This window comes from Grimontia indica, from assembly GCF_000333895.2.
Lineage (GTDB): Bacteria > Pseudomonadota > Gammaproteobacteria > Enterobacterales > Vibrionaceae > Enterovibrio > Enterovibrio indicus.
In genome coordinates this window covers 43,656-65,430 of record NZ_ANFM02000046.1, presented here as the reverse complement: position 1 = coordinate 65,430, position 21,775 = coordinate 43,656, and the positions used below count along the sequence as shown (strand labels likewise).

Sequence of the window (21,775 nt, the reverse complement as noted above, 5' to 3'; positions counted from 1 at the left end):
CTTAGCTGAAAATACACCGCTTTTTTTCACTCAAACAAGACAATCCAGAAAAATGAAAATCGTTGCTGTCACAGCCTGCCCTACAGGTATCGCCCACACTTATATGGCTGCTGCTGAACTCAAAAAAGCTGCGCAACAAATCGGTATTCAAATCGCAGTAGAAACCCAGGGCGCGATGGGTATTGAGAACCCACTCAGCATTCAGGATATCGCCCGCGCGAATGTGGTATTGATTGCCTCAGACATTGAAGTAGAAGACCGCGCCCGTTTCACTGGCAGTAAAATCCACTGTGTGACCATTGAAGAAGTCTTGACGGATCCCGTGAAAGTATTGGAGCGCTGCAAAACATTATGATCACCCGGAGGATCACCTTCTTTGTTGATGAAGAAGGCTTGGCAGCATGGAGGCTGAACCGTCTGAAAACGCTGGCGGGCTATTTCCGATCCGTCACGATGTTCTGCAATATCTCCCAGCGCAAACAAGCCAGTGTCGAACACCCTATAAGGATGATGAGCCTGAGTATCAAGCCGGGCGATCTCTGCCAGTTATTGATTGAAGGGTCTGATGCCGAGCTTGCTTCCATGGTGCTCACCGATTTTCTGGATGAACATGCTCACGTACTTTCCGGTGGCAAAAATAGTGCGCCATTTGAGCCTTCAGATCATGTCACCCTACCCTTCACGGGCTGCATCCACCGCATTGATAGATCTCCACTAGATAAACACGCGTTATTGGCAGAGTTCGCCCTGAAAGTTTCAATGACTGAACCTGCCAGTCAGGAAGACTTGTTCAACGCGCTGTATAAACGGGAGAGTGTTTCAGCGACCTTTATGGGCAATGGCATTGCACTGCCCCATATCATTTCGCCGAATGTCACCAAGGCGCATCTGATGATAGCGACCACATCCTTACCATTGGATTGGGGCTCTCAGCGAGGTGAAGTGACGCGGGTGATAGGAATGATGCTCCCTGCGCCACCGGTTCGCGCGCACGTGGTCGCCTTTTCTGGCTTTTCTCAATTGCTATTGGAAGAACATTTCTGCCGATATCTCACCGATAACCAGGATACGGATATTCTGGAAACCATCATCATCCATTCCCTTTCCAATGCGTCAGTCTGAGCCCCGATATTCAGACGGTGTCATGCCAGTTTTGGACTTAAACACGCGGTAGAAGTAATTGACATCCTGAAAGCCACAACGGGTTGCCACTTCCCCCAACCGAAAATCATAACGTTTCAACATGAACTTGGCTCGGTCTATCCGCACCCAGGTAATGTAATCCGCCATCCGCATATGGCCTTGCTGTCGGAAAAGCCGCGACAGGTGATTCGGCGTGATATTGAAGCGGTGCGCTATCGACTCACGAGTGATGTGGCGGTGAAAGTTCTCCTGAATGTAGATACAAATCCCCTGATACAAATCTTCCACCCGGTTACGTGTACCAGCAGCGGGCGCGGTAAGCGTCTGCTGGCAATAGCTCAACAGCGCATGGAGCAGGTATCCATCCATCGGCGTTTGCACGGGCTCTTTGGCAAGTGTATTCAGCGCAGCGAGAATATGGTCAATCGCATGGCCGGTTCGGGTTTGGAGACTGTACTTTTGCACGTCATAAAAACCCGGTTGATTTTTAGCCTTACTCACCAAACTGAAGCCCAGTTGGCGCTTGCCGAACAAAAGGCTCAGGACGGAGCAGTCTGTGTCCCAGTTGGGTTTGTTCCAGCTGTTTGGCGGCACATACAAAGCATCCCCTGCCAATAGTTTCGATTCAGTGATCGACTTGTCGGGGTTTTCCAAAAGGTTGGGATATTCACCGCTGATCACCAGTTCAACGCGGGGAAAGTTGACCTGATAACTGAATTGAGGTGGCGTCACTTGATCGCTCGCAAACCAGATGCGATTGAAGTGTTCGCGCTCTGCCAGAAGATTCTCCAGCAGCAGTTGAAAGACCTGACTCATGGTTATTTTTTCTAGTACTCAATAACGCGCCGATTATGCGCTCGCGTAATTTAACCAACCACATATTCTCCACGGCACGTACTCATTGCGTGACAAGGCTCACCAAAAATGCGGTCTCTGCTACCACTTATAGGTTACTAATCTCTAGCACCATTGAAAATACTCCAAATCTCGCGCACTAACAGATGACAAATGAACAAATATAAGTATATGAATGTTATATATTTAAAGTTACCTCCTTACTAAATCATAACTCTTCTCTTAATGAGAACAAGATCACACCTCACTTTTAATGTTACAAATATCCAGTAAAAGCCTTATCTCTCCTCTTCAAACAGTACGCGCGAAAACGGGAAAATATATCTATTGGTGAGAACCGTTAAAAACAAAAACTTTTGAGGGATAGACATCATGATTACATCGCTAATCAATGAAGATCTGATTTGCCTGAACCTGAAAGCAACGTCCAAAGAAGACGTTTTTGCCGAGATGATTGAACTTCTGCATGCTCAGGGCAGAGTCAACGACAAAGCACAGTTCCTGGCTGATATTTACGCCCGTGAAGAACTGGGTAACACCGGCTTCGAAGATGGCGTTGCCCTGCCGCACGCAAAAAGTGCTGCAGTGATTGAGCCTGCTGTTGCTATCGGTATCAGCCGCGAAGGCATCGAATACGGTGCTGAAGATGGCCTGCCTTCAAAACTCTTTTTCATGATTGCTTCGCCAGACGGCGGCGCAAACCACCATATTGAAGTGCTGGCTGAACTGTCTTCAAAACTGATTGAAGATGGCTTTATCGAAAGCTTCATGAAAGCCGAAAGCGCTAGAGAGGCGCTCGCTCTGCTACTCGAGAAAAAACAAGAACTGGAAACACCAGAAGCCAATAAAGGTTTGCTGATTGGTGTGACTGGTTGCCCTGCAGGTGTTGCACACACTTATCTGGCGGCAGAAGCACTGGAGAAAGGTGCAGCAGAACTGGGCTATGAAATGAAGGTAGAAACCAACGGTTCTATCGGCGTGAAAAACAGCCCGACTGCAGAAGAAATTGCCCGCGCAGAAGCGATTATCGTTTCCTGTGACAAGCAAGTGGACATGACCCGTTTTGCTGGCAAACGTCTGATCAAAACCGGAGTTAAAGCGCCAATCAAAGATGCAAAAGGCTTGATCAATCAAGCGCTGGAAGCTCCAGCATACGTTGCTTCTGCTGATGACAAAGCATCTGAGTCGTCTGAAAGCAAAGCTTCTCAGGCACGCTCTGATTTGTATCGTTACCTGATGAATGGCGTATCTCACATGATCCCATTCGTAGTAACCGGTGGCCTTTTGATCGCACTGGCACTGGCAATTGGTGGTCAGCCTACCGAAGCAGGCATGGCGATCCCTCCTGGCAGCATGTGGAACAAAGTGTTGGATGTGGGCGTGGTTGCCTTCACCCTGATGATCCCAATCCTTGCCGGTTACATTGCTTACGCGATTGCTGACCGTCCAGGTCTGGCTCCTGGCCTGATTGGTGGCTGGATTGCCAACAACGGTTCGTTCTATGGCGCAGAAGCAGGTACAGGCTTCATCGGTGCTATCGTTGCAGGTCTGCTGGTGGGTTACTTCGTGAAATGGGTAGCTACCCGTAACTATCACAAGTTTATCCAGCCATTGGTGCCAATCATGATTGCACCAATCACAGGTTCTCTGTTCATTGCTGGTCTGTTCATCTTCGTTATCGGCGCGCCAATCGCGGGACTGATGGAAGGCCTGAATACTATGCTGACCAACATGAGCACAGGTAACGTTATCCTGCTGGGTATTGTGCTGGGTGGTATGGCTGGCTTCGACATGGGCGGTCCATTCAACAAAGTGGCATTCCTGTTCTCTGTCGGCATGATTGCAAGCGGTCAAACACAGTTCATGGGTGCGATGGCATGTGCGATTCCTGTTGCTCCTCTAGGTATGGCGCTGGCTACGGTTATTGGCCGCAAGTTCAACATCTTCGAACAGTCTGAAATAGAAGCGGGTAAAGCTTCCGGTGCCATGGGTCTGGTGGGTATCTCTGAAGGTGCGATTCCTTTCGCAGCACAAGACCCAATGTCAGTGATTCCTGCGAACGTTATCGGCTCAATGGTTGCTGCGGTAATGGCCTTCTCCTTCGGTATCACTAACAGCGTGGCTCACGGTGGTCCAGTAGTTGCCCTTCTGGGTGCAATGAACAAACCTGTACTTGCTCTGGCATGTATGGCAGCGGGTGCAGTGGTGACCGCGCTGGTTGCAGTATCCCTGAAGAAAATGCGTCAGGCGAAAGCGCAAAACGAAGTAGCAACAGCTTAATCTTGCGAAGAACGCTCCCTAAGGGGAGCGTTTTATTTGCGTGAAATCAGCTACGCACAGTCATAATTTGATAGACTCCTTGCCAGATTTCGAAGGCTTAAAGAAGAACAATGACAACTCAATTTTTTCCTCTGAAAAACGTTATCCAGGACTATGCCTGGGGCAGTCACACTTCGCTGACTGAACTGTTTGATATGCCAAACCCAGAGAACAAACCGCAAGCGGAAATCTGGATGGGTGCTCACCCAAATGGCTGTTCAAAAATTGCTGTCGATAAAAAAGAAACCCTGCTGTCAGATTTCATCAGCTCAGACATGGAAAACATTCTGGGCGCATCCACTACCCAACAATTTGGTGAACTGCCTTACCTGTTCAAAGTGCTGTGTGCTGAAAAAGCGCTGTCGGTACAGGTTCACCCTAGCAAAGCGCAGGCGGAAGCCGGTTTTGCAAAAGAAGAAGCGGCAGGTATTCCCCTGTCAGCGAGCTTTAGAAACTACAAAGACCCTAACCACAAACCGGAGTTGGTTTTCGCGCTGACTGATTACACGGCGATGAACGGCTTCCGCGACTACAGCGATATTCTGGGCTTTTTCCACCAACTCAACATTGAAGAGTTGGCATCACTGGTAAGTGCATTGCAAGACAACCAAAGCGAACAAGGTCTGAGTGATTTCTTCGGTGCGCTGCTTTCTCTGGAAGGCGAAGCCAAAGACGCAGCGGTATCTAAACTACTGACCTATGCAGATGCAAACCAAACTGATGAATTGTTTGCATTGCTGTTGACGCTGTCTGAGCAATACCCTGGCGATATTGGCCTGTTCTCGCCACTGATCCTGAATACGCTGACTCTTCAGCCGGGCGAAGCGATGTTCCTTGATGCCTGCACGCCGCATGCATATATCAAAGGGACGGGCTTGGAAATCATGGCGAACTCAGACAACGTGCTTCGCGCAGGTCTGACACCAAAACACATGGATGTACCGGAACTGATTTCCTGCACCCGATGCTTGCCAATGCCAGAAGATACTATCCTGCTGGTGCCACGCGTTGAGGGCAATGCGCAGCACTACCCAATTCCAGTTCCGGATTTCAAATTCAGTGTTTACCGCAACACCTTGAATGAAGTGCTGAGCACTCATAGCGCTGAAATCCTGATTGCTGTAGATGCACCACTGACTCTTACCCACTCGAATGGTGACAGTGTCACTTTGAGTAAGGGCGAATCCGTATTTATCCCGGCGTACGTTGGCGACTATCAGGCGAGCTGCGAAGGCTTATTTGCCCGCGCCTATAACTAGGGGCTGTTGACCCTAATCACACCTAAGAAAATCCCCCTAAGTAAGATCGCCCGGCATTTGCTGGGCTTCTTTTTTGCTTCTACCCGATTCCAACTTTTTCATATGCGTCAACGAGATGCGTAACAGTCAATTTAACAACGTTTTTCCACCATCTGAGAAAGTGTTGCTAAAGCCAAATGCGTTAAGATATTTGTTTATTTGCTATGTTTAACATTAGAAAAAGCCCCTACCATGCCTAGCTTCCTGAACACTCAATGTCTCAGGAGTTAGTGTGCTCGAGGGAGTTATCTTGCATTCAAAGAAAGCGCTTTCATATGCCAGCAAGATAGTGAGCACGCAGTCTAAATAGAACTGACTACCCTCGGAGGGGCTCTATGCTCAAAGGAAAAATCATAGTGTCAGGAGTAACGTCACTGGCCATTCTGTCGGGGTGCTTTCTTGAATCGAAAGTCCCTTACTACCCGGATTGGCCTCAGATCAACAGCGCAATCAAAAAAGACCCGGAAATAGAAAGCCGAGTCGCGGAAATTCTCGCGCAAATGACGCTGGAAGAAAAAGTCGGACAGATGATCCAACCCGACCTTCGCAGTGTTACCCCTGAAGAAGCGAAAGAATACAAACTGGGTTCTCTTCTCAATGGCGGTGGCGGCTGGCCTGACGGCAACAAATACGCCACAGCCCAAGATTGGGCAAACGAATCAGATAAGTACTACCTCGCGCTTGAAGAAGCTTACGCAGACCGTGGTTTCCGTATTCCTTTCATGTGGGCAACCGATGCTGTCCACGGCCATAACAATGTTTTCAAAGCCACCGTCTTCCCACACAACATCGGTTTAGGTGCGGCCAACAACCCAAAACTGATCAAACAAATCGGTAAAGCCACGGCTCGTGAAGTCGCCGCAACCGGCCTTGACTGGACATTCGCTCCCACCGTCGCCACGCCTCGCGATTATCGCTGGGGGCGTGTTTATGAAGGCTATTCAGAAGACCCTGAAATCGTCTACCAATACGCAGGAAAAATGGTTGAAGGTCTTCAAGGTGGAGAGAAAGGATTGAAAAGCCAGCGCCACGTGATTTCTAACGTGAAACACTGGCTGGGCGATGGCGGCACCACGGACGGAGTTGACCGTGGCAAGAATGAATATAGCGAAGAGTACCTTCGTAATATTCATGCAACGGGCTACTTCTCGGGCCTGGATGCTGGTGCGCAAGTGGTCATGACGTCGTTTAACTCTTGGCACAACGAAGCCAACTACGACGTGATGGGCACCGACAACTACAATAAAAAGCTCCACGGCAGTAAGTACATCGTTAACGACGTGCTGAAAGACAAAATGGGCTTTGACGGCCTGGTTGTCACCGACTGGAATGGTCACAGTGAAATCAACGGCTGTACCGCAGGCAACTGTCCTCAGGCAGTGCTCGCCGGTAACGACATCTTTATGGTGACAGCCCGTAAGGATTGGCAGGCCTTCTACCGCAATGTGATCGATCAGGTGAATGACGGCACCATTCCAATGAGCCGCATTGATGATGCAGTCACCCGTATTCTTCGCGTGAAAATGCGCGCAGGCCTTTGGGAGAAGCCTCAGCCAACCAAACGTCGTCTTGCAGGTAAACAGGACATTCTGGGCTCGGACTCGCACCGTGAACTGGCGCGAAAAGCCGTTAGCCAATCTTTGGTTCTGCTAAAGAACAAAGACAATGCCCTGCCTCTGTCTACCCAAAAACAATATCTGGTGGTCGGCAGTGCAGCCAGCGATATACAGAAACAAACCGGCGGTTGGTCTCTCACCTGGCAAGGCACAGAGAATACGCTTGAGCGTGACTTCCCTGGCGCAACCACCATGCTAATGGCGATGCAGGCGCAGGTCGGTGAAGAGAACATTTTCACCGATGTTGATGCTGCACCTCAGGATGCCACCGCTGTCGTAGTGATCGGGGAAGATGCCTACGCAGAGATGTTTGGTGACATCAACAAAACCAAAACGCTGGAATACGCGACCTTGAAATCGTCCTATGGGGCAGATCTCCGTCTGATCAAATCCCTTAAAGAGAAAGGTTTCAACGTCGTCACTGTGTTCTTCTCAGGTCGTCCGCTTTATGTGAATGAAGAGATCAATCACTCCGATGCCTTTGTTGCAGCATGGCTGCCTGGCACAGAAGCAGGTGGTATTACTGACGTTCTCTTTGGTGTTGATGACAAAGACTTCCGCGGTCGTCTTTCTTTCTCATGGCCAAACACCAAATGCTCCACCACCATCAATCGCAAAGCACCCAATCTGGTGAATTATGAAACACCGGAGATGGAACAAAATATCGATGGCGACCACGCACCGCTGTTCGCGTACGGCTATGGCCTTTCTTACAACAAGAAGAAAAGCAGCAAGCTGAATATCGACTTGGATAATCTGCCACTTGATCCGCGGGAATACGGTTGTGGTCTGGATGCACCAGATGACGGTATTGCGACCACCAATCTGGAAATCTTTGGTCGTTCAGCCGATGACGAGTTTACTCCTCGCATTGCAGGCTCATCGAATGGCTGGGTCGGCGTGACAGTGTCTAACGGTACACCAACCACGATTGGCTCAATCACCACCACGCCGATTGATCACCTCCACCAGCAGGATGCGATCAATGTGAAGTTCACGGGTGAAGCACCAGCGCAGGTTTACATGCAGACTGCGGATGAGCAGGTTGTCGATAAGCAAAGCTATCTGAATGCGGATGCGACGCTTCAATTTGATATCGACATGAAATCCACCGCGCCGCAAAGCATGATTCTCGCAACTCACTGTGAGTGGCCGTGTCTGGGTCAAGTACCTATCCACAAAGTATTGCCAGCGCCAAGTGGCCAGGACGAAACCAAGTGGACGACCATAAAGATCCCGCTGCAATGTTTTGCTGACGAAGGCATGGCCTTCCAGATCCTCAATACCCCATTCCTGATTTATGCAGACGAGGAAGTTGAGTTCAATCTGGGTGAGGTTCGCTATGTGCCACGTAGTCTGGATGCAGCAGAAGACGCCATTACCTGTGAAGAGCTGAAAGTGCCGGTAGAACCGCCGCTTGAAGGCGATAGCGTCGATGTATGGGAAACGTGGGAACCAAATATCACAACCTGGCAAGCACGCACAGACACATGGGAAAACCTCACTGACCACCTTGTGGTGACAGGCAATGATCCGTCTGATGAGTTCACAGTCACTTACGATGCAAGCAGTCCAGAGTTCTACAAAGGTTTGGTATTGGTGAAAGGTAAAACACTGAACCTTTCCAACTTCCTGTCGGGCAACCTGACGTTCGATATTTACATCGAAACCTATGGTGAGCCTGCGAATTCAGGTGAAACGCAAACCGAAGAGGTTGTTGTGAAAATGGAGTCAACGGCAGGGTCTGGTAACGATTACCCACTGGGCAGTCTGGCTACTGGTCAATGGCACTCAGTGATGGTTCCGGTTGCTGAACTAAACACGGGCGCGCTAGACATCACCAAGGTCAACACGCCGTTTGCAACGCTGTCTGACTGGAATGCATCGCAAGCTGGTGTGGTTTACCGCATCAGGAACATCAAACTGGAACAATAAGCTGACTCAGAAATTGCTCTCAAAGCCCGCTTCTGCGGGCTTTTCATTTCCTGCAGATTGGAGAAAGCATTCGAATTGTGGCGATATCCTAACCCAGCTCCCCTTTCCCGGTTGGTCTGGCTACTACAATCTCAAACGACGATTCGATACCTTTGTCAGCCTTTCCGAACTGATTTAAACGAGATCCCTAGAAGGCAGGCAAGCCTTGCTGAAGGCAAAGATGAGTGCTTTTTCGTAAAACTTCGAAAACGAGGTCAAACGTTAGGATCGCTGGAACTGAGAATCTTTAATAGTCATTTTAAATTTAATTTAACAATGAATAACAGAATTACATTATTAAATAAGAGCATTAAGTTAGAATGAAAATTACTTTCTCACATCCAAAGCATTCATTTCAATTTATCAAAAACTCGTCAAACAAATACCACACCACCTTGCCATAACTCTTTTTTACCTTATTAATTATTATAGTTATCCATCCCATTATATAGTGGTGAATTTAGCCTCTATGATAGAAACTCATAAGCAAGATAGGAGTGCAGTATGTCTTGGTATATTTATGCTATAAGAAACTTTGCTGATTTTTCAGGGAGAGCGCGTAGAAAAGAGTATTGGATGTTCCTTCTAATCAACATCATCATTTTTATCTTAATTTCTATTCTACAGAAGGCGGTCCACATACCACATGTCGATATACATATGATTTACTCACTGTTTATTGCAATACCTGCATTTGCAGTTTCAGTTAGAAGACTTCACGACATAGGAAAGAATGGATGGTGGGCATTGCTTGCATTGATACCAATCGTTGGCTCGCTCGTCTTGCTGTATTTTCACACCAGAGACAGCGAGGAGGGCGACAACCTTTATGGGCCGAATCCCAAACAAAAAAACAGCATATTATCCAATTGATAGAGTTTAAGGACTTGCCAATCCAGCAAGTCCTTTAAACAATACTATTTACAAAAAACTCTGGCATCACGAGGGGTATAAATACCAAAAGTGACAAAGCCCAAAGCACCATCTAAGAAGGTTTGTTGAACTTCCACTTTAGCTACATTTTCTGCACCACCGCATACGGAAGCTGCATCAACTGTTTTCTTTTGGCCAATACCAGATACAAAAAAGCTTTGCATCTGTTCATCTTCCAAAGTTCCATCATTCCCATTGACAACAAACGTTTGTTGAGCACAACCTGACATAGCAACTACTAGAGATACTGCTAGAAGTTCCTTTTTCATATTTATTCTCCTAATAATAAACCTAACTGACGAAATGCGGCAGTAGCCGAATAACCCTCTACAATGTGTATGATTTTCAATGGGTTGATATGTAATATAAATAAGACTCACCATCCAAAAACATCACCCTTTATATATAAGCACTTTTCAATCAAAAAAAATTCTGAACCAAATCACACTTCACAGAGAGCATAGGCATTGCCAATGCATAATCGAAGCATATGAATCATCATTGAGATACCTAAGGTTCTCAACGAAATCGCAGATGAAATCTATGATGCAGAAAATAAAGAAAAGCTAAAGATGATTGGGGAGTATCGTGACTTTGTAGATAAATTAGATTTGGTTTTTGAGGAAGAGCTACAAAACTTAATTTAGCTCAAAGAAGTCGGCATTGATATATCATCAGAGCTTAACAGATTTAAAGATATTATAGAAAAAAGACTCATTCAAATTGAAGAAACAATCCACTATCTCATAAAGAATCAAACTTTAAATCGTTATTTTGAATCTGCATCGTCGGGTTCGGACCGAACCGCTGCAGAAATAGATAGGCTTACCATCGAAAAGCGAATCGAATTTAATGCCAATAGCCTACTCAACATGATCAAGTTAGCCAACCAACTTAATATTGACACTTCAGAGTTCCAAGTACTTCATTTCGAGACCACAGGTATTCTTGATAGTGGATTGTTCTCGAAAGCCGCCATCTACAAACTTTCAGTGTTATGGAAAGACAAGTTGGTCGTTCTCATATCGAAAAGCCTCCCCCGCTATTTTATTCAGTTCATGATGCTGATTGTTATTGGCCTAGTAACGATTCAGCTATATCGCTCTGCAAGATACTTCTCCAGAAAATTAGTGACTTCCGAAGCGTTTGACATGCCAAAACTCATGCAGGATTTCATTACCCTTCTTGCTGGAAGATCGGTTATTACTTTAGGCATCATTTTTGCGATATCTCAGTTGGGATTCGATGTAATGCCCATACTTACCGGTTTTGGTATAGCCAGTATTATCATCGGCTTTGCTCTGCAGGACGTTCTAGCCAATTTTGCTGCTGGGATTATGCTGCTTATTTATAGGCCTTTTGACGTCAGTGATTATGTGATGGCCGGCGGTGTGGAGGGAAAAGTCAGCCACATGAGTTTGGTCAACGCTACAATTCGAACATTCGACAACCAAATCATTATCATTCCTAATCAAAAGATTTGGAGTAACGTCATTAAAAATATGACTCATGAAAAAATACGGCGTATTGATATGGTTTTTAGCGCTAGTTATGGTGATTCAATCTCTCTTATTGAGAGAACATTAAGAGAAATCGTCGACGGCCATCCTGCTGTCCTCCGTTCGCCAGAAACAATTATTAAATTGGAAAAATTGAGCGATTCTTCAGTAGATTTCATCGTGCGCCCTTGGGTAAGAACCGAAAACTATTGGGATGTCATGTGGGATGTCACCAGAGAAGTGAAGGTAAAATTTGATGAGAAAGGCATTACAATTCCTTTCCCTCAACGCGTTGTTCATGTCCCCAAAGAGTCATGATTAGCAGATTGAGAAGAGGATGCATGACATGCATCGTTAGAATGGACAACAAGTTGAGTCTTGAGAAGCTCACTTTTACACCTCTGTTTAGCAGAATAGGAGATAGTTGGGTTAACATCTCGATGACTTTGAGGCTTTTCAGGAAAGGAATCCATGCCGTTCAAATCTATGTCGTTTTGCTACCCCTGGCGTCCCTATCAATCCCGCGTGCTCGATACCATTCATGAGCATCTCAACGATCAACGACTGCACATCGTCGCTGCGCCTGGCGCTGGCAAAACCACCTTGGGGTTGGAGGTGTTCCGCCTATTGGGGAAACCGACTTTGGTGCTCTCCCCAACCCGCGTGATACGCGACCAATGGATTGACCGTCTTAAAGATTTTTGCGACACCGATTCGGTACAGGCATTACCTTGGGTCAGCAATTCTATTACAGAGCCAAAGACGCTCACTTCCATCACCTATCAGGCTTTGCATACCAAGCTCTCTGACGTGTTGGACAGTGAAGATGACGAAGCCGCGACGCTTGAAGATGACGATGGACTTGAAGGCGAAGAAGTTGACTGCTTTATTCAGCTTCTGCAAACCCACAAGATTAAAGTCCTGATCCTCGACGAAGCCCATCACCTTCGCAATGAGTGGTGGCGAGCACTCGAAAAAGTGTGTCAGGAAATCCCCGACATTACGCTGGTCTCCCTGACTGCAACGCCTCCTTATGATGCACAAGGTCATGAATGGACGCGATACGAACAGCTATGCGGCCCGATTGATGAGGAAATCTCAGTCCCCGAATTGGTGAAAGCCGGCACACTCTGCGCCCATCAGGATTATGTCTGGGCCTGCAATGCGACCCAAAAAGAAAGCAAACAGATCGAAGAATATGATCAGCAGGTGTCTACTCTTTGCCAATCACTTTTCGGCAACCCAACCTTCGAAGCCGTCGTGCTTGCCCACCCCTGGTTGGGTGAAGGCGAGTTTGAGCTGGCAGTGATCAAGCAACCCGAAATCGCCATCGCATTGCTGAGTTTTCTGAAAGCCAAAAATCTGCCCCTCGACGCGCAGTTGAAAACACTGTTGGACCTTACAGCCACTGATATTCCAGAGCTTGGCCGACATTGGTGGCAGGTATTAATTGAAACGGTGCTCTTCTCCAATACCTTCCAGCATGGCGAAGAGCATCTGTCATTTATCGATGATTTAAAGAAACAGCTCAGAGCCAACGAGCTCCTCTACAAACGCGAATTATCACTTGAGCGTTCACGTCGCAATGAGCGATCGCTTGCGTTAAGCAGCGCCAAGGTAGAGGCCTGCAGCAAGATTCATCACCTTGAACTTAAAAAACGTGGAGAATCCTTGCGGCAGGTCTTTTTGACTGACTATATCCGCGACGAAAACCTGACATCAGAAATCGATGCTGGAGAGACCAATCTCGGCGCTTGGCCCGTGTTTAAAACCATCACCTCAGACTCACCCATTCGTGAGGAGGTGGGCTTGCTGACAGGTCGCCTGAGTATTGTCCCCACTCCACTATTGCCCGACCTCATCGCGCATATTGGTCATGACAAAGTCAAAACCCAAGCCATGGGTAATGAGGGGCAATATCTGAAGGTGACTGCACCACTAAACCAACTGACCATCGCTTTTACCGCGCTGCTGATGGAAGGCAAGCTCAAGGTGCTTGTCGGCACACGTTCGCTGTTGGGCGAAGGTTGGGATGCACCTGCAATCAATTCGTTGATCCTCGCCAGTTCAGTCGGTTCGTTTATGCTCACCAATCAAATGCGCGGGCGGGCTATCCGTATCGACAAGAGCGCGCCGGATAAAATCAGTTCGATTTGGCATCTTGCCGCCATCAACGTAAAGGCTTTTTCCGGTTGGTCAGACTATGACAGTCTCAAACGACGTTTCGATACCTTTGTCGGGTTATCTGAGAAAGACGATTCCATTGAAAGTGGCTTTGATCGTATGGCAGCCAGATGGCTGGAGCATGATTATGTCCAAAAAGGGACCTCGCCGATTTTTGCCAACAACTCGCAAATGACCCAGCGCTTTAAAGATATTGAACGCGCGGGTGAGCGCTGGAAGAAGGCGCTAACTGTTGAAGGCTCTGCGCGGGTATTACCATCAGTCAAAACACCACAAATTCAGGCGCTCCGTGGATACATGCTAAAAAACAGCTGGCGCTATTTATTTTCACAGCTGTTGATCGCCTTGTCCGGCACCTTTTTTTGGACGGTGCACTTATTCCAAAGCTCTAGCAACGTATTGTTACTGCTGGCTATGGCACTCACTGCCACCCTTATATACAAATTTCCGCAAACCGTCGCGACCACCAAAACCTTGCTACGTTTCTTGCCCGTAGATGGAGCACTCAAACAAATGGGTGTGGCACTGGCAGAAGCGCTTTTTCAGGCAGGATTTGTAGAAACCTCTATCCGCAGAATGAAAGTCAATGTCTATGAAACAGCAGATGGGCAATTTTATCTCTCCCTGTCTGGCTGCAGTTTCTATGAGTCTTCGATATTCGCCGATTGCATGCATGAGATTCTTTCGCCGATCGATAACCCAAGGTATTTGGTGATTCGGGAAGGCAAATTTCTAGGCACCAAGCGCGACGATTACCATGCTGTTCCTCTTCGGTTTGGTGCAAAGAAAGAGACTGCAATGATCTTCTATAAGGCGTGGTGTCAGCACGTCAGCCTTTCCGAACTGATTTACACAAGAACCCTAGATGGAAGGCAAGCCTTGCTTCAGGCAAAGATGAAGGCTTTTTCATCCAATTTCGAAAATGAAGTGAAACGTCAGGATCGATGGAACTGATAAGCGCGGGATCGAATATGCATCTTGCGGCTATCAACTGTCTTCATATCAATACAAACAGGTATACAAAATTCAACACCAATTAACCAAAAAAGAACCAAATCCTGACACAAAATCATTAGCTTTTGTTCTCTGGATGCGCCAATTTTGTCTGACTTTAGTAACAATTCATTGTATTCAGTCAGTTAGCCGCTCACTATCATAGACGTACAGCTTGCTGTGCACTCTGCTTAGATATCTATCCACGCAGAGTTCGCAACAGGCCACCTATCCCTTGCCATGCAGGTGGCTTGTTGCACCCACACAAAAAAACGCCCGCGATAGTCGCGGGCGTTTCTCATTCTGATCAATCACATTAAATCAGCGATTCAATACCGTAGTCTTTACCGTAGTTTTCCACCACAAAGTCGATGTCTTTGTCGCCCCGGCCAGAAAGGTTAATCAGGATTGAGCCTTTCTCTCCCTGTTTCGCCAGCTTCAACGCATAGGCCACGGCATGGGAGGATTCGATGGCAGGGATGATCCCTTCCAAACGCGACAATTCAAAGAAAGCGTCAATTGCTTCATCGTCGCTCACCGTGCCGTAATTTACACGCCCCAAGTCTTTCAGGTAGCTGTGCTGCGGACCTACCGATGGGTAATCCAATCCGCTCGCTACGGAATACACTTCCTGCGGTTCGCCATCTTTGTCTTTCAACATATATGACTTGAACCCGTGCATGATGCCAGGTTCACCAAGGGTCAAGGTTGCCGCATGCTCTCCTTCCACATTCAGCGAACGACCTGCCGGCTCTGCGCCATGAATGGCCACTTCTTCATCTTCCAGAAAAGCGGTAAACAGGCCCATCGCATTGGAACCCCCGCCTACACAGGCGACGAGATTATCGGGTAAGCCACCTGTCATCTCTTTGAACTGCACTTTGGCTTCATTGCCGATGATGGATTGAAAGTCGCGCACCATCATCGGGAATGGATGAGGCCCCACTACAGAGCCAATGGCGTAAATCTGGCTGATTGGATCTTTCATGTACGCTTCAAACGCAGCATCTACCGCCTCTTTCAGAGTCTTGCGGCCATGGGTAGCGGGAATCACGTTCGCGCCAAGGATGCGCATACGGACGACATTCGGATGCTCTTTGCGAATATCGACTTCACCCATGTAGATGTCACATTCCAACCCTACCAATGCGGCAGCCGTTGCCAGCGCTACGCCGTGTTGACCCGCGCCTGTTTCGGCAATCAACTTCTTCTTACCCAATTTTTTGGCCAGTAAAGCTTCACCCAAACAGTGGTTAATTTTGTGTGCGCCAGTATGGTTGAGATCTTCACGCTTCAAATAGATGTTGGTGCCGTATTTGGCGGAAAGGTTCTCAGCGTGAAAAATAGGGCTTGGACGACCGACAAAATGCTTATAAAGCCGAGCCAGTTCGGTTTTAAAGGCAGGATCCTTGCGACATTCTTCATAGGCAGCTGCAATTTCAATCATGATGGATTCCAACTTAGGCGGAATAAAACTGCCGCCATACTCCCCAAAATATCCCTGCGCATCTGGCTGCGCGTGTTCAAAGGTATTTTGCATGGGTTACTCCTGATCTCTGTCCTTGGATGATCCCTCTATGCCTTCTTAAAAGTTGGCGTAAAGGCTGATGAATAGTCCACACAAAATATATTGATTAAAGAAGAAGCAATACGGTAAATCGACAGTTTTGTGACAACCAATAGCGGTGTGCATCACATTTCACAGCTGTTTGTGGTACTTTGAACTAGAAATGCATGAATTTGTTAATAAAAACATTGCGTTAGTAAGACTGCTGTGTCACCCCACACTTTATATGTGTCTACTCCCCACAAATGACTGTAAAGCTAGACAACTCTAAGCCTGCCGACAAGTGACAACCCAGCCCTGAGAATCTCATATTGCCTTTTTATTCAGCAGGATAATTCTTATCTCCGACACACACCAATGCCCATTAAGCCAGTCATATTGGTATGGCCTTTCATGCATTTGGGCACAAACAACGTCAATAATGTAAATAGAAGGATATAGATAATGACAGCCATATATGGATCTACCTGTGCTGACACCATCATCAGCAACTGCAACGTAGACTGGATTTACGGCAAGGGCGGCAATGACTACATCGTTGCTTATGGTAATGAATGTCTTATCGACGGTGGCGACGGTCATGACAAAATCATTGGCAGCGGCAGTAGTGATCACATCAAAGGTGGTAACGGAAACGACTGGATTGAGGGTGGTTGTGGTGATGACAAACTAGAGGGCGGCAATGGTTGCGACACCATTCAGGGTGGCGATGGACACGACCTGATTTACGGAGGTTGTGATGATGATGCGCTTTATGGCGGAAATGGTAACGATACCTTAAAGGGCGAATGGGGTAACGATTTCCTCCAGGGCGGTTGTGGCGACGATAAACTTTGGGGGGGCGATGGACACGATACTCTCTTCGGTGGCGACGGTCATGACTATCTTGATGGTGGTTGCGGCAATGATGTCATGAAAGGCGGCAACGGTAATGACAAGTTGGTCGGTTACTATGGCGATGATCAGTTATTCGGTGGCGCTGGATGTGACGAACTGTTCGGTGGTTGCGATAACGACTATCTACACGGTGGCGACCACAACGACTACCTGAATGGCGGCTGGGGACACGATAAGCTGGTTGGCGGAAATGGTGACGATAAGTTGGACGGAGACTGTGGCAATGACATCCTTGACGGTGGCTGCGGTAACGACAAACTCGATGGCGGTTGGGGTAATGACCTGATCGCCGGTGGTCAGGGCAATGATATTCTCACAGGTAATTGCGGTAAAGATACCTTCTACTTTGATGCCCATGACGGCTGCGACAAAATCACCGACTTCAATTGCTGGGATGACAAAATCCAGGTTGATGATTCACTCGCTACCTCTATTCACCAAATCAACATCACTAAATCCGGCGGTTGCATCACCCTGGATTTCTGCGACGGTACGTCTGTTCAGGTGAACAATGTTTGGGGCTGTTTCGACGCAAACTGCATCGACTTCGTGACAGGTTGCGAGCTGGTTTAAGCGCTCCGTTTAACTCACGTTTAAGGCGGCTCTGGCCGCCTTATTTGTATTGCGTCCACCTTTTGGATTTCAAATGGATGGTTTGCGGCGCATTGGTTTTTGTCTTACTGTCGGTGTCATCGCAACGCATTTTCCCGCTCAAGGATGACACGGAAATCATGGAGAACAGCCTCAGCATTCGCGCCTATACCCGCCAGCGACAAGGTCACGCACATGACTATCATCAACTGGTATTGCCTCTTCAAGGCACCATCCAAATTGAGCTTGATAACTATTCCGGTGGGGTCAGCGTTGGTGAGTGCGTGGTGATTCAAGCTGGTACTTTTCATCACTTCCGCGCCAATGAAGCTGCTCGGTTTATCGTGGCGGACATGGCTGAGCTGCCGAAAAACATCACAACACCCGACTTCGCGGTGTTTTCCATCAGCGCTCCCTTATTGAGCTACCTCTATTTCGTGGAAAAACAGTTGGAACATGAGGTAGATGATTTGCTGGAAGGCGCGGTATTTGATGTTTTCTCTCGATTACTCGCACAGCAGGAGAACAACGAAGTGCCCGATCCCCGAATCCGCGATGTCCAGTCACACATTGTCGAGCACCTGGATTCAGAGCTTTCAATAGAATCTCTGGCTGCGATTGCCTGCTTGAGCCCTACCCAATTTAAAAAGCGATTCAAGGAGATGTTAGGCATGAGCGCTTTTCAATACATCACCTTACAACGCATGGAAAAAGCCAAAGCCTTGCTGACACATACAGACTTGCCCGTACAATTAGTCGCTGAGCGGGTCGGCTATGGGGATCTTTCTGCATTCAGCCGCCGCTTTTCCGCGCACTTCAGCATGTCACCCAGAGTCTTCGCCGGCAACAGGGAATAAAGCGCCCTTTTAGCGGCAAGAAACGTCCTTTCAGCAAAGTTAATTAGCCAAACCAACACTATCCTTGTTTTCATTCGAACAATTTGCAGTGGATGATTGAACAATGAAAGGCATCTTCCTGAATATGGACCGCTCACTTCAAGGCAGTCTGGCCATTCTGTTTTCCTCGATTCTCTGGGGTACGACCGGGACCGCAGCAGCGTTTGCGCCAGACATTAGCCCTTTGGGTATTGGGGCTTTTTCTATGGGGGTAAGTGGTTTATTGCTGGCGTTCTTGGCAAGAAAACCTCTTAAGGCAGACTTGCCTCAGATTCTCCAGTCTCGCTCTCCATTGATCATTGGCGTTGTCGCACTGGCGATCTATCCCCTCGCCTTTTACTCTTCTATGCGCATGGCTGGTGTCGCTGTGGGTACTGTGGTGTCGATTGCCAGCGCCCCTTTTATGACGGTCGTCATCAACCGTCTTTTCGGCAAAGCCAATATAGTAAGTCTCCGTTGGGTGATGAGCTTTTTACTTGGTACTGTCGGTATCGTCATGCTGACGTTTGCGGAATCAGGTCACGCTGCCGTTTCTTCTGACGACAGCCAGAAATTGCTCGGTGTGTTACTGGGTCTAGTGGCGGGTCTTTCCTACGCAACCTATGCGTGGGTAGCAAAACAACTGATCGATACTGGCGTAAAATCTGATTCAGCCATGGCGGCGATTTTTGGCTTGGGTGCATTACTACTACTGCCGACCTTGCTCTTCACTGGTGACAACCTTTTCTCTAGTTGGAACAATGCCAACGTCTCACTCTATATGGCGTTGGTCCCCATGTTTATTGGCTACCTCGCTTTCGGGTTTGGACTTCGTCACGTTGACGCCAGCAAAGCCACCTTGTTGACGCTGTTTGAACCTGTCGTCGCAGCCTGTTTCGCGGTGTTGATCGTCGGTGAGGTCATCGCGCCTATTGGCTGGGTGGGCATGGCACTTATCATGATTTGCTTGGTGTTGCAGGCAACGGAAAGGAAACCCACAGAATTACCATTTCCTGAGGCAATCTAATCGAGCATAAAGCTATGTTCGAGACAACCCGATAACTTGCGCTGTGCAGCCGCCCATTTCATTGTCATCCAACGAAATTTGCCAGTGATGTTTGCGGGCAATTTCGTTGGCAATCACAAGCCCAAGACCATAGCCTTGTGGCACCTGACCAGAACTTTGCAGGCCAATCCCACTATCTGCCACCTGAACACTGTCTTCCGTCAGCGTAATGGTGACTTTCCCTTCAGTGGTATATGTGAAGGCATTTTTTATCAGGTTGCCGATGAGGATGCCGACAAGCTTACGTGACACCATCAGCGTCGGCGCTTTTTCTTCTACAACCTCAACAGTCACTTTGTTTCCTTCCAGCAAGGTCGTGAAGTGTTCAGCCAACTTTTCAATTTCGGCTTTGGTGAGTTCCCATGGCTCCACCTCATCGTGACTGTCCCGCGTCAACGAAAGCAGCGTCTCCACATATTCCTGCATGGCTTCTACAGCGTTCGACATGCGAACCCGCTGTTTGGCAACAAAATCGGGATCGTTGGAATGCTCAAGTAATGTCAGACTGCCTTGCATCACCATCAAAGGGGTTCTCAATTCGTGGCTCGCGAATCGGTTAAAAGCTCGCTCGCGTTCCAGCATTTCAGAAATCTGTGCCTGATAGGTGTTAATGCTGTCCGTCAAGGTCACCAGCTCCACGGTTTTTCCCGTTTCCGGCAGCGATAACGGCGAAACATCGCCTTTGGTTTTATCGCGAAGCTGTTGCACCAGTGAAGATAATGGCGAAGTCAGGCGTTCAGAGATCCTGAGGACCACCAGCAAGCTCAGGATGAGCAACCCAAAAGAAAGCAGCAACTGATTCGTTTGCGACTTCATCGCCTTATCTTCACTGAGCTCAAAGATAGGGTCTGAATTGACGATGTACACATCTTTCCAAATACCTTGATGCTCAACGTTGACCTTCATGATGAAAAAGTCCGTTGCTTGCGCTAAGCCACGTTTGTAGATTTCGGTTGCTACATTCAGCGGCAAGTCGCGCGTAACCGTTAAACTCTCCGGAACGTTATCGAATCCAACATAAGCTGTGGTAAACGCATTGAGTGGCACAGTGTCGGAGTCGAGCATTTCAGGGGATAAGCCCTGCGCTATCTGCTCCATTCGGTATTGAGCGGTAAAATGCTCGAGGTTCTCGACCGTGGTTTCAAAAACAGTGAAGTGGATAGTGATAATGGCAAAAGCGACAACGGAGAAATAGGTGAAAGTAAGTTGCTTGGCTGATTTAATCTTGCTCACGCTGCATCCTCTTCACTTTTCACCATCTGGTATCCCACTTTCGGCACGGTACGGATGTAGCCATACTCGAACGGTTTGTCGATAAGGTTTCGCAGCTGGTAAACATGGCTACGAAGCACATTTCCTTCCGGTTCGTCATCGCCCCAAAGCGCAGTAATGAGTTCTTCTTTAGTCACCACTTTGGGGGCACGGCTCATCAAAAGACGCAATAAGGTGAACATCGAGGGGTTAAGAACGAATTGGCAGCCACGACGACTTGCCGTGAAGGAAGACAAATCCAGTGACAGTTCATCAAAGGTTAAGCGTTTGGCGGAAACGTCCCCAGAATGCCGACGATGCAGAGCATTCACACGGGCTTCGAGAACTTTCAAGTCAAAGGGCTTCACTAAATAGTCGTCCGCCCCATGATCAAAGCCAGACACAATATCGTCGTTCTCACCCATGGCGGTAAGCATCAAGACCGGTGTATCAACGCCCGCCTTCCTCAGCTTCTTGCACACCGTCATTCCATCCATTTTTGGCAGCATCACATCGAGGATAATGATGTCGTAATGCTGCTCACAACTCAGCGACAATCCCTGAGAGCCTGTCAACGCATGATCCATGGTATGCCCCAGAATCTCAAAGTAATCAAAAATCACACCCGCAATATCTGCATGATCTTCAACGAGTAAAATTTTCATTCTTCACCATCATGTCGCTGATTTACACCGCCATTCTCACATAAAAAAT

16 protein-coding genes are annotated in these 21,775 nt (G+C 47.8%); 11 read left to right on the top strand and 5 right to left on the bottom strand.

Translation table 11 applies throughout. The annotated features are described in order from the left end of the window. Positions 1-52 precede the first annotated feature (52 nt). Together D515_RS21710 and D515_RS21705 are read left to right on the top strand one after the other, a co-directional pair. Entirely contained in the window at positions 53-355 is a 303-nt protein-coding gene (locus D515_RS21710; RefSeq protein WP_002541683.1) for a PTS fructose transporter subunit IIB, read from the top strand. Then, positions 352-1,122 (top strand): PTS sugar transporter subunit IIA, encoded by a 771-nt coding sequence (locus tag D515_RS21705; RefSeq protein WP_002541682.1) that lies wholly within the window; start codon positions 352-354, stop codon positions 1,120-1,122. The genes D515_RS21710 and D515_RS21705 overlap by 4 nt, the downstream gene beginning before the upstream one ends. Here D515_RS21705 and D515_RS21700 read toward each other — a convergent pair. Further along, positions 1,114-1,959 carry a helix-turn-helix transcriptional regulator gene (locus tag D515_RS21700; protein WP_002541680.1) on the bottom strand — a complete coding sequence of 282 codons (846 nt, stop codon included), beginning with the start codon at positions 1,957-1,959 and terminating at the stop codon, positions 1,114-1,116. The genes D515_RS21705 and D515_RS21700 overlap by 9 nt on opposite strands. Before the next feature lie 411 nt (positions 1,960-2,370). Between D515_RS21700 and D515_RS21695 the strand changes: the two genes are divergently transcribed. From D515_RS21695 to D515_RS21680, 4 genes are all read left to right on the top strand, one after another. After that, complete coding sequence (locus D515_RS21695; RefSeq protein ID WP_002541678.1) at positions 2,371-4,278, top strand: fructose-specific PTS transporter subunit EIIC; 1,908 nt, start codon at positions 2,371-2,373, stop codon at positions 4,276-4,278. A gap of 110 nt (positions 4,279-4,388) precedes the next feature. Next, positions 4,389-5,576, top strand: coding sequence for a mannose-6-phosphate isomerase, class I (manA, locus tag D515_RS21690; protein ID WP_002541677.1), 1,188 nt, complete (start codon positions 4,389-4,391; stop codon positions 5,574-5,576). 374 nt (positions 5,577-5,950) lie between these two features. Continuing rightward, on the top strand, positions 5,951-9,166 hold the full coding sequence (locus D515_RS21685) for a glycoside hydrolase family 3 protein (protein ID WP_002541675.1): 3,216 nt from the start codon (positions 5,951-5,953) through the stop codon (positions 9,164-9,166). Positions 9,167-9,709: 543 nt separating this feature from the next. Continuing rightward, positions 9,710-10,078, top strand: a complete 369-nt coding sequence (locus tag D515_RS21680; RefSeq protein ID WP_039850482.1) for a DUF805 domain-containing protein — start codon at positions 9,710-9,712, stop codon at positions 10,076-10,078. Between the two features lie 44 nt (positions 10,079-10,122). On the opposite strand, the gene D515_RS21675 is transcribed toward D515_RS21680, so the two are convergent. Continuing rightward, complete coding sequence (locus tag D515_RS21675) at positions 10,123-10,407, bottom strand: Bor family protein (protein WP_039850481.1); 285 nt, start codon at positions 10,405-10,407, stop codon at positions 10,123-10,125. Between the two features lie 603 nt (positions 10,408-11,010). Between D515_RS21675 and D515_RS21670 the strand changes: the two genes are divergently transcribed. Together D515_RS21670 and D515_RS21665 are read left to right on the top strand one after the other, a co-directional pair. Then, positions 11,011-11,955 carry a mechanosensitive ion channel family protein gene (locus D515_RS21670; RefSeq protein WP_002541672.1) on the top strand — a complete coding sequence of 315 codons (945 nt, stop codon included), beginning with the start codon at positions 11,011-11,013 and terminating at the stop codon, positions 11,953-11,955. Positions 11,956-12,108: 153 nt separating this feature from the next. Then, a complete protein-coding gene (locus D515_RS21665) occupies positions 12,109-14,775 on the top strand; it encodes a DEAD/DEAH box helicase family protein (protein ID WP_002541670.1) in 2,667 nt (888 codons plus the stop codon). Positions 14,776-15,130: 355 nt separating this feature from the next. Here D515_RS21665 and trpB read toward each other — a convergent pair whose 3' ends face one another. Beyond that, positions 15,131-16,354 carry a tryptophan synthase subunit beta gene (gene trpB / locus D515_RS21660; protein WP_002541669.1) on the bottom strand — a complete coding sequence of 408 codons (1,224 nt, stop codon included), beginning with the start codon at positions 16,352-16,354 and terminating at the stop codon, positions 15,131-15,133. A gap of 471 nt (positions 16,355-16,825) precedes the next feature. Here trpB and D515_RS21655 point away from each other — a divergent pair, with 471 nt between their 5' ends. From D515_RS21655 to D515_RS21645, 3 genes are all read left to right on the top strand, one after another. Beyond that, a complete protein-coding gene (locus D515_RS21655) occupies positions 16,826-17,851 on the top strand; it encodes a calcium-binding protein (protein ID WP_002541668.1) in 1,026 nt (341 codons plus the stop codon). A 158-nt stretch (positions 17,852-18,009) separates the two neighbouring features. Beyond that, positions 18,010-18,726 carry an AraC family transcriptional regulator gene (locus D515_RS21650; RefSeq protein ID WP_039850491.1) on the top strand — a complete coding sequence of 239 codons (717 nt, stop codon included), beginning with the start codon at positions 18,010-18,012 and terminating at the stop codon, positions 18,724-18,726. 103 nt (positions 18,727-18,829) lie between these two features. Further along, on the top strand, positions 18,830-19,771 hold the full coding sequence (locus D515_RS21645) for a DMT family transporter (protein WP_002541665.1): 942 nt from the start codon (positions 18,830-18,832) through the stop codon (positions 19,769-19,771). 12 nt (positions 19,772-19,783) lie between these two features. Here the strand turns inward: D515_RS21645 and D515_RS21640 are convergent, their stop codons facing one another. Then, positions 19,784-21,043, bottom strand: a complete 1,260-nt coding sequence (locus D515_RS21640) for a sensor histidine kinase (RefSeq protein ID WP_002541664.1) — start codon at positions 21,041-21,043, stop codon at positions 19,784-19,786. Then, positions 21,040-21,726: a response regulator transcription factor gene (locus D515_RS21635; protein WP_002541659.1), complete on the bottom strand. Its 687-nt coding sequence runs from the start codon at positions 21,724-21,726 to the stop codon at positions 21,040-21,042. Before D515_RS21635 ends, D515_RS21640 begins: the two co-directional genes overlap by 4 nt. Positions 21,727-21,775: the final 49 nt, after the last annotated feature.

Coding starts and splice junctions, on each gene's coding strand:
- D515_RS21665 (WP_002541670.1), top strand. CDS start 12,109: ATGCCGTTCAAATCTATGTCGTTTTGCTACCCCTGGCGTCCCTATCAA.
- D515_RS21700 (WP_002541680.1), bottom strand. CDS start 1,959: ATGAGTCAGGTCTTTCAACTGCTGCTGGAGAATCTTCTGGCAGAGCGC.
- D515_RS21685 (WP_002541675.1), top strand. CDS start 5,951: ATGCTCAAAGGAAAAATCATAGTGTCAGGAGTAACGTCACTGGCCATT.
- D515_RS21645 (WP_002541665.1), top strand. CDS start 18,830: ATGAAAGGCATCTTCCTGAATATGGACCGCTCACTTCAAGGCAGTCTG.
- D515_RS21635 (WP_002541659.1), bottom strand. CDS start 21,726: ATGAAAATTTTACTCGTTGAAGATCATGCAGATATTGCGGGTGTGATT.
- manA (WP_002541677.1), top strand. CDS start 4,389: ATGACAACTCAATTTTTTCCTCTGAAAAACGTTATCCAGGACTATGCC.
- D515_RS21675 (WP_039850481.1), bottom strand. CDS start 10,407: ATGAAAAAGGAACTTCTAGCAGTATCTCTAGTAGTTGCTATGTCAGGT.
- D515_RS21655 (WP_002541668.1), top strand. CDS start 16,826: ATGACAGCCATATATGGATCTACCTGTGCTGACACCATCATCAGCAAC.
- D515_RS21710 (WP_002541683.1), top strand. CDS start 53: ATGAAAATCGTTGCTGTCACAGCCTGCCCTACAGGTATCGCCCACACT.
- D515_RS21680 (WP_039850482.1), top strand. CDS start 9,710: ATGTCTTGGTATATTTATGCTATAAGAAACTTTGCTGATTTTTCAGGG.
- D515_RS21670 (WP_002541672.1), top strand. CDS start 11,011: ATGATCAAGTTAGCCAACCAACTTAATATTGACACTTCAGAGTTCCAA.
- D515_RS21695 (WP_002541678.1), top strand. CDS start 2,371: ATGATTACATCGCTAATCAATGAAGATCTGATTTGCCTGAACCTGAAA.
- trpB (WP_002541669.1), bottom strand. CDS start 16,354: ATGCAAAATACCTTTGAACACGCGCAGCCAGATGCGCAGGGATATTTT.
- D515_RS21705 (WP_002541682.1), top strand. CDS start 352: ATGATCACCCGGAGGATCACCTTCTTTGTTGATGAAGAAGGCTTGGCA.
- D515_RS21650 (WP_039850491.1), top strand. CDS start 18,010: ATGGAGAACAGCCTCAGCATTCGCGCCTATACCCGCCAGCGACAAGGT.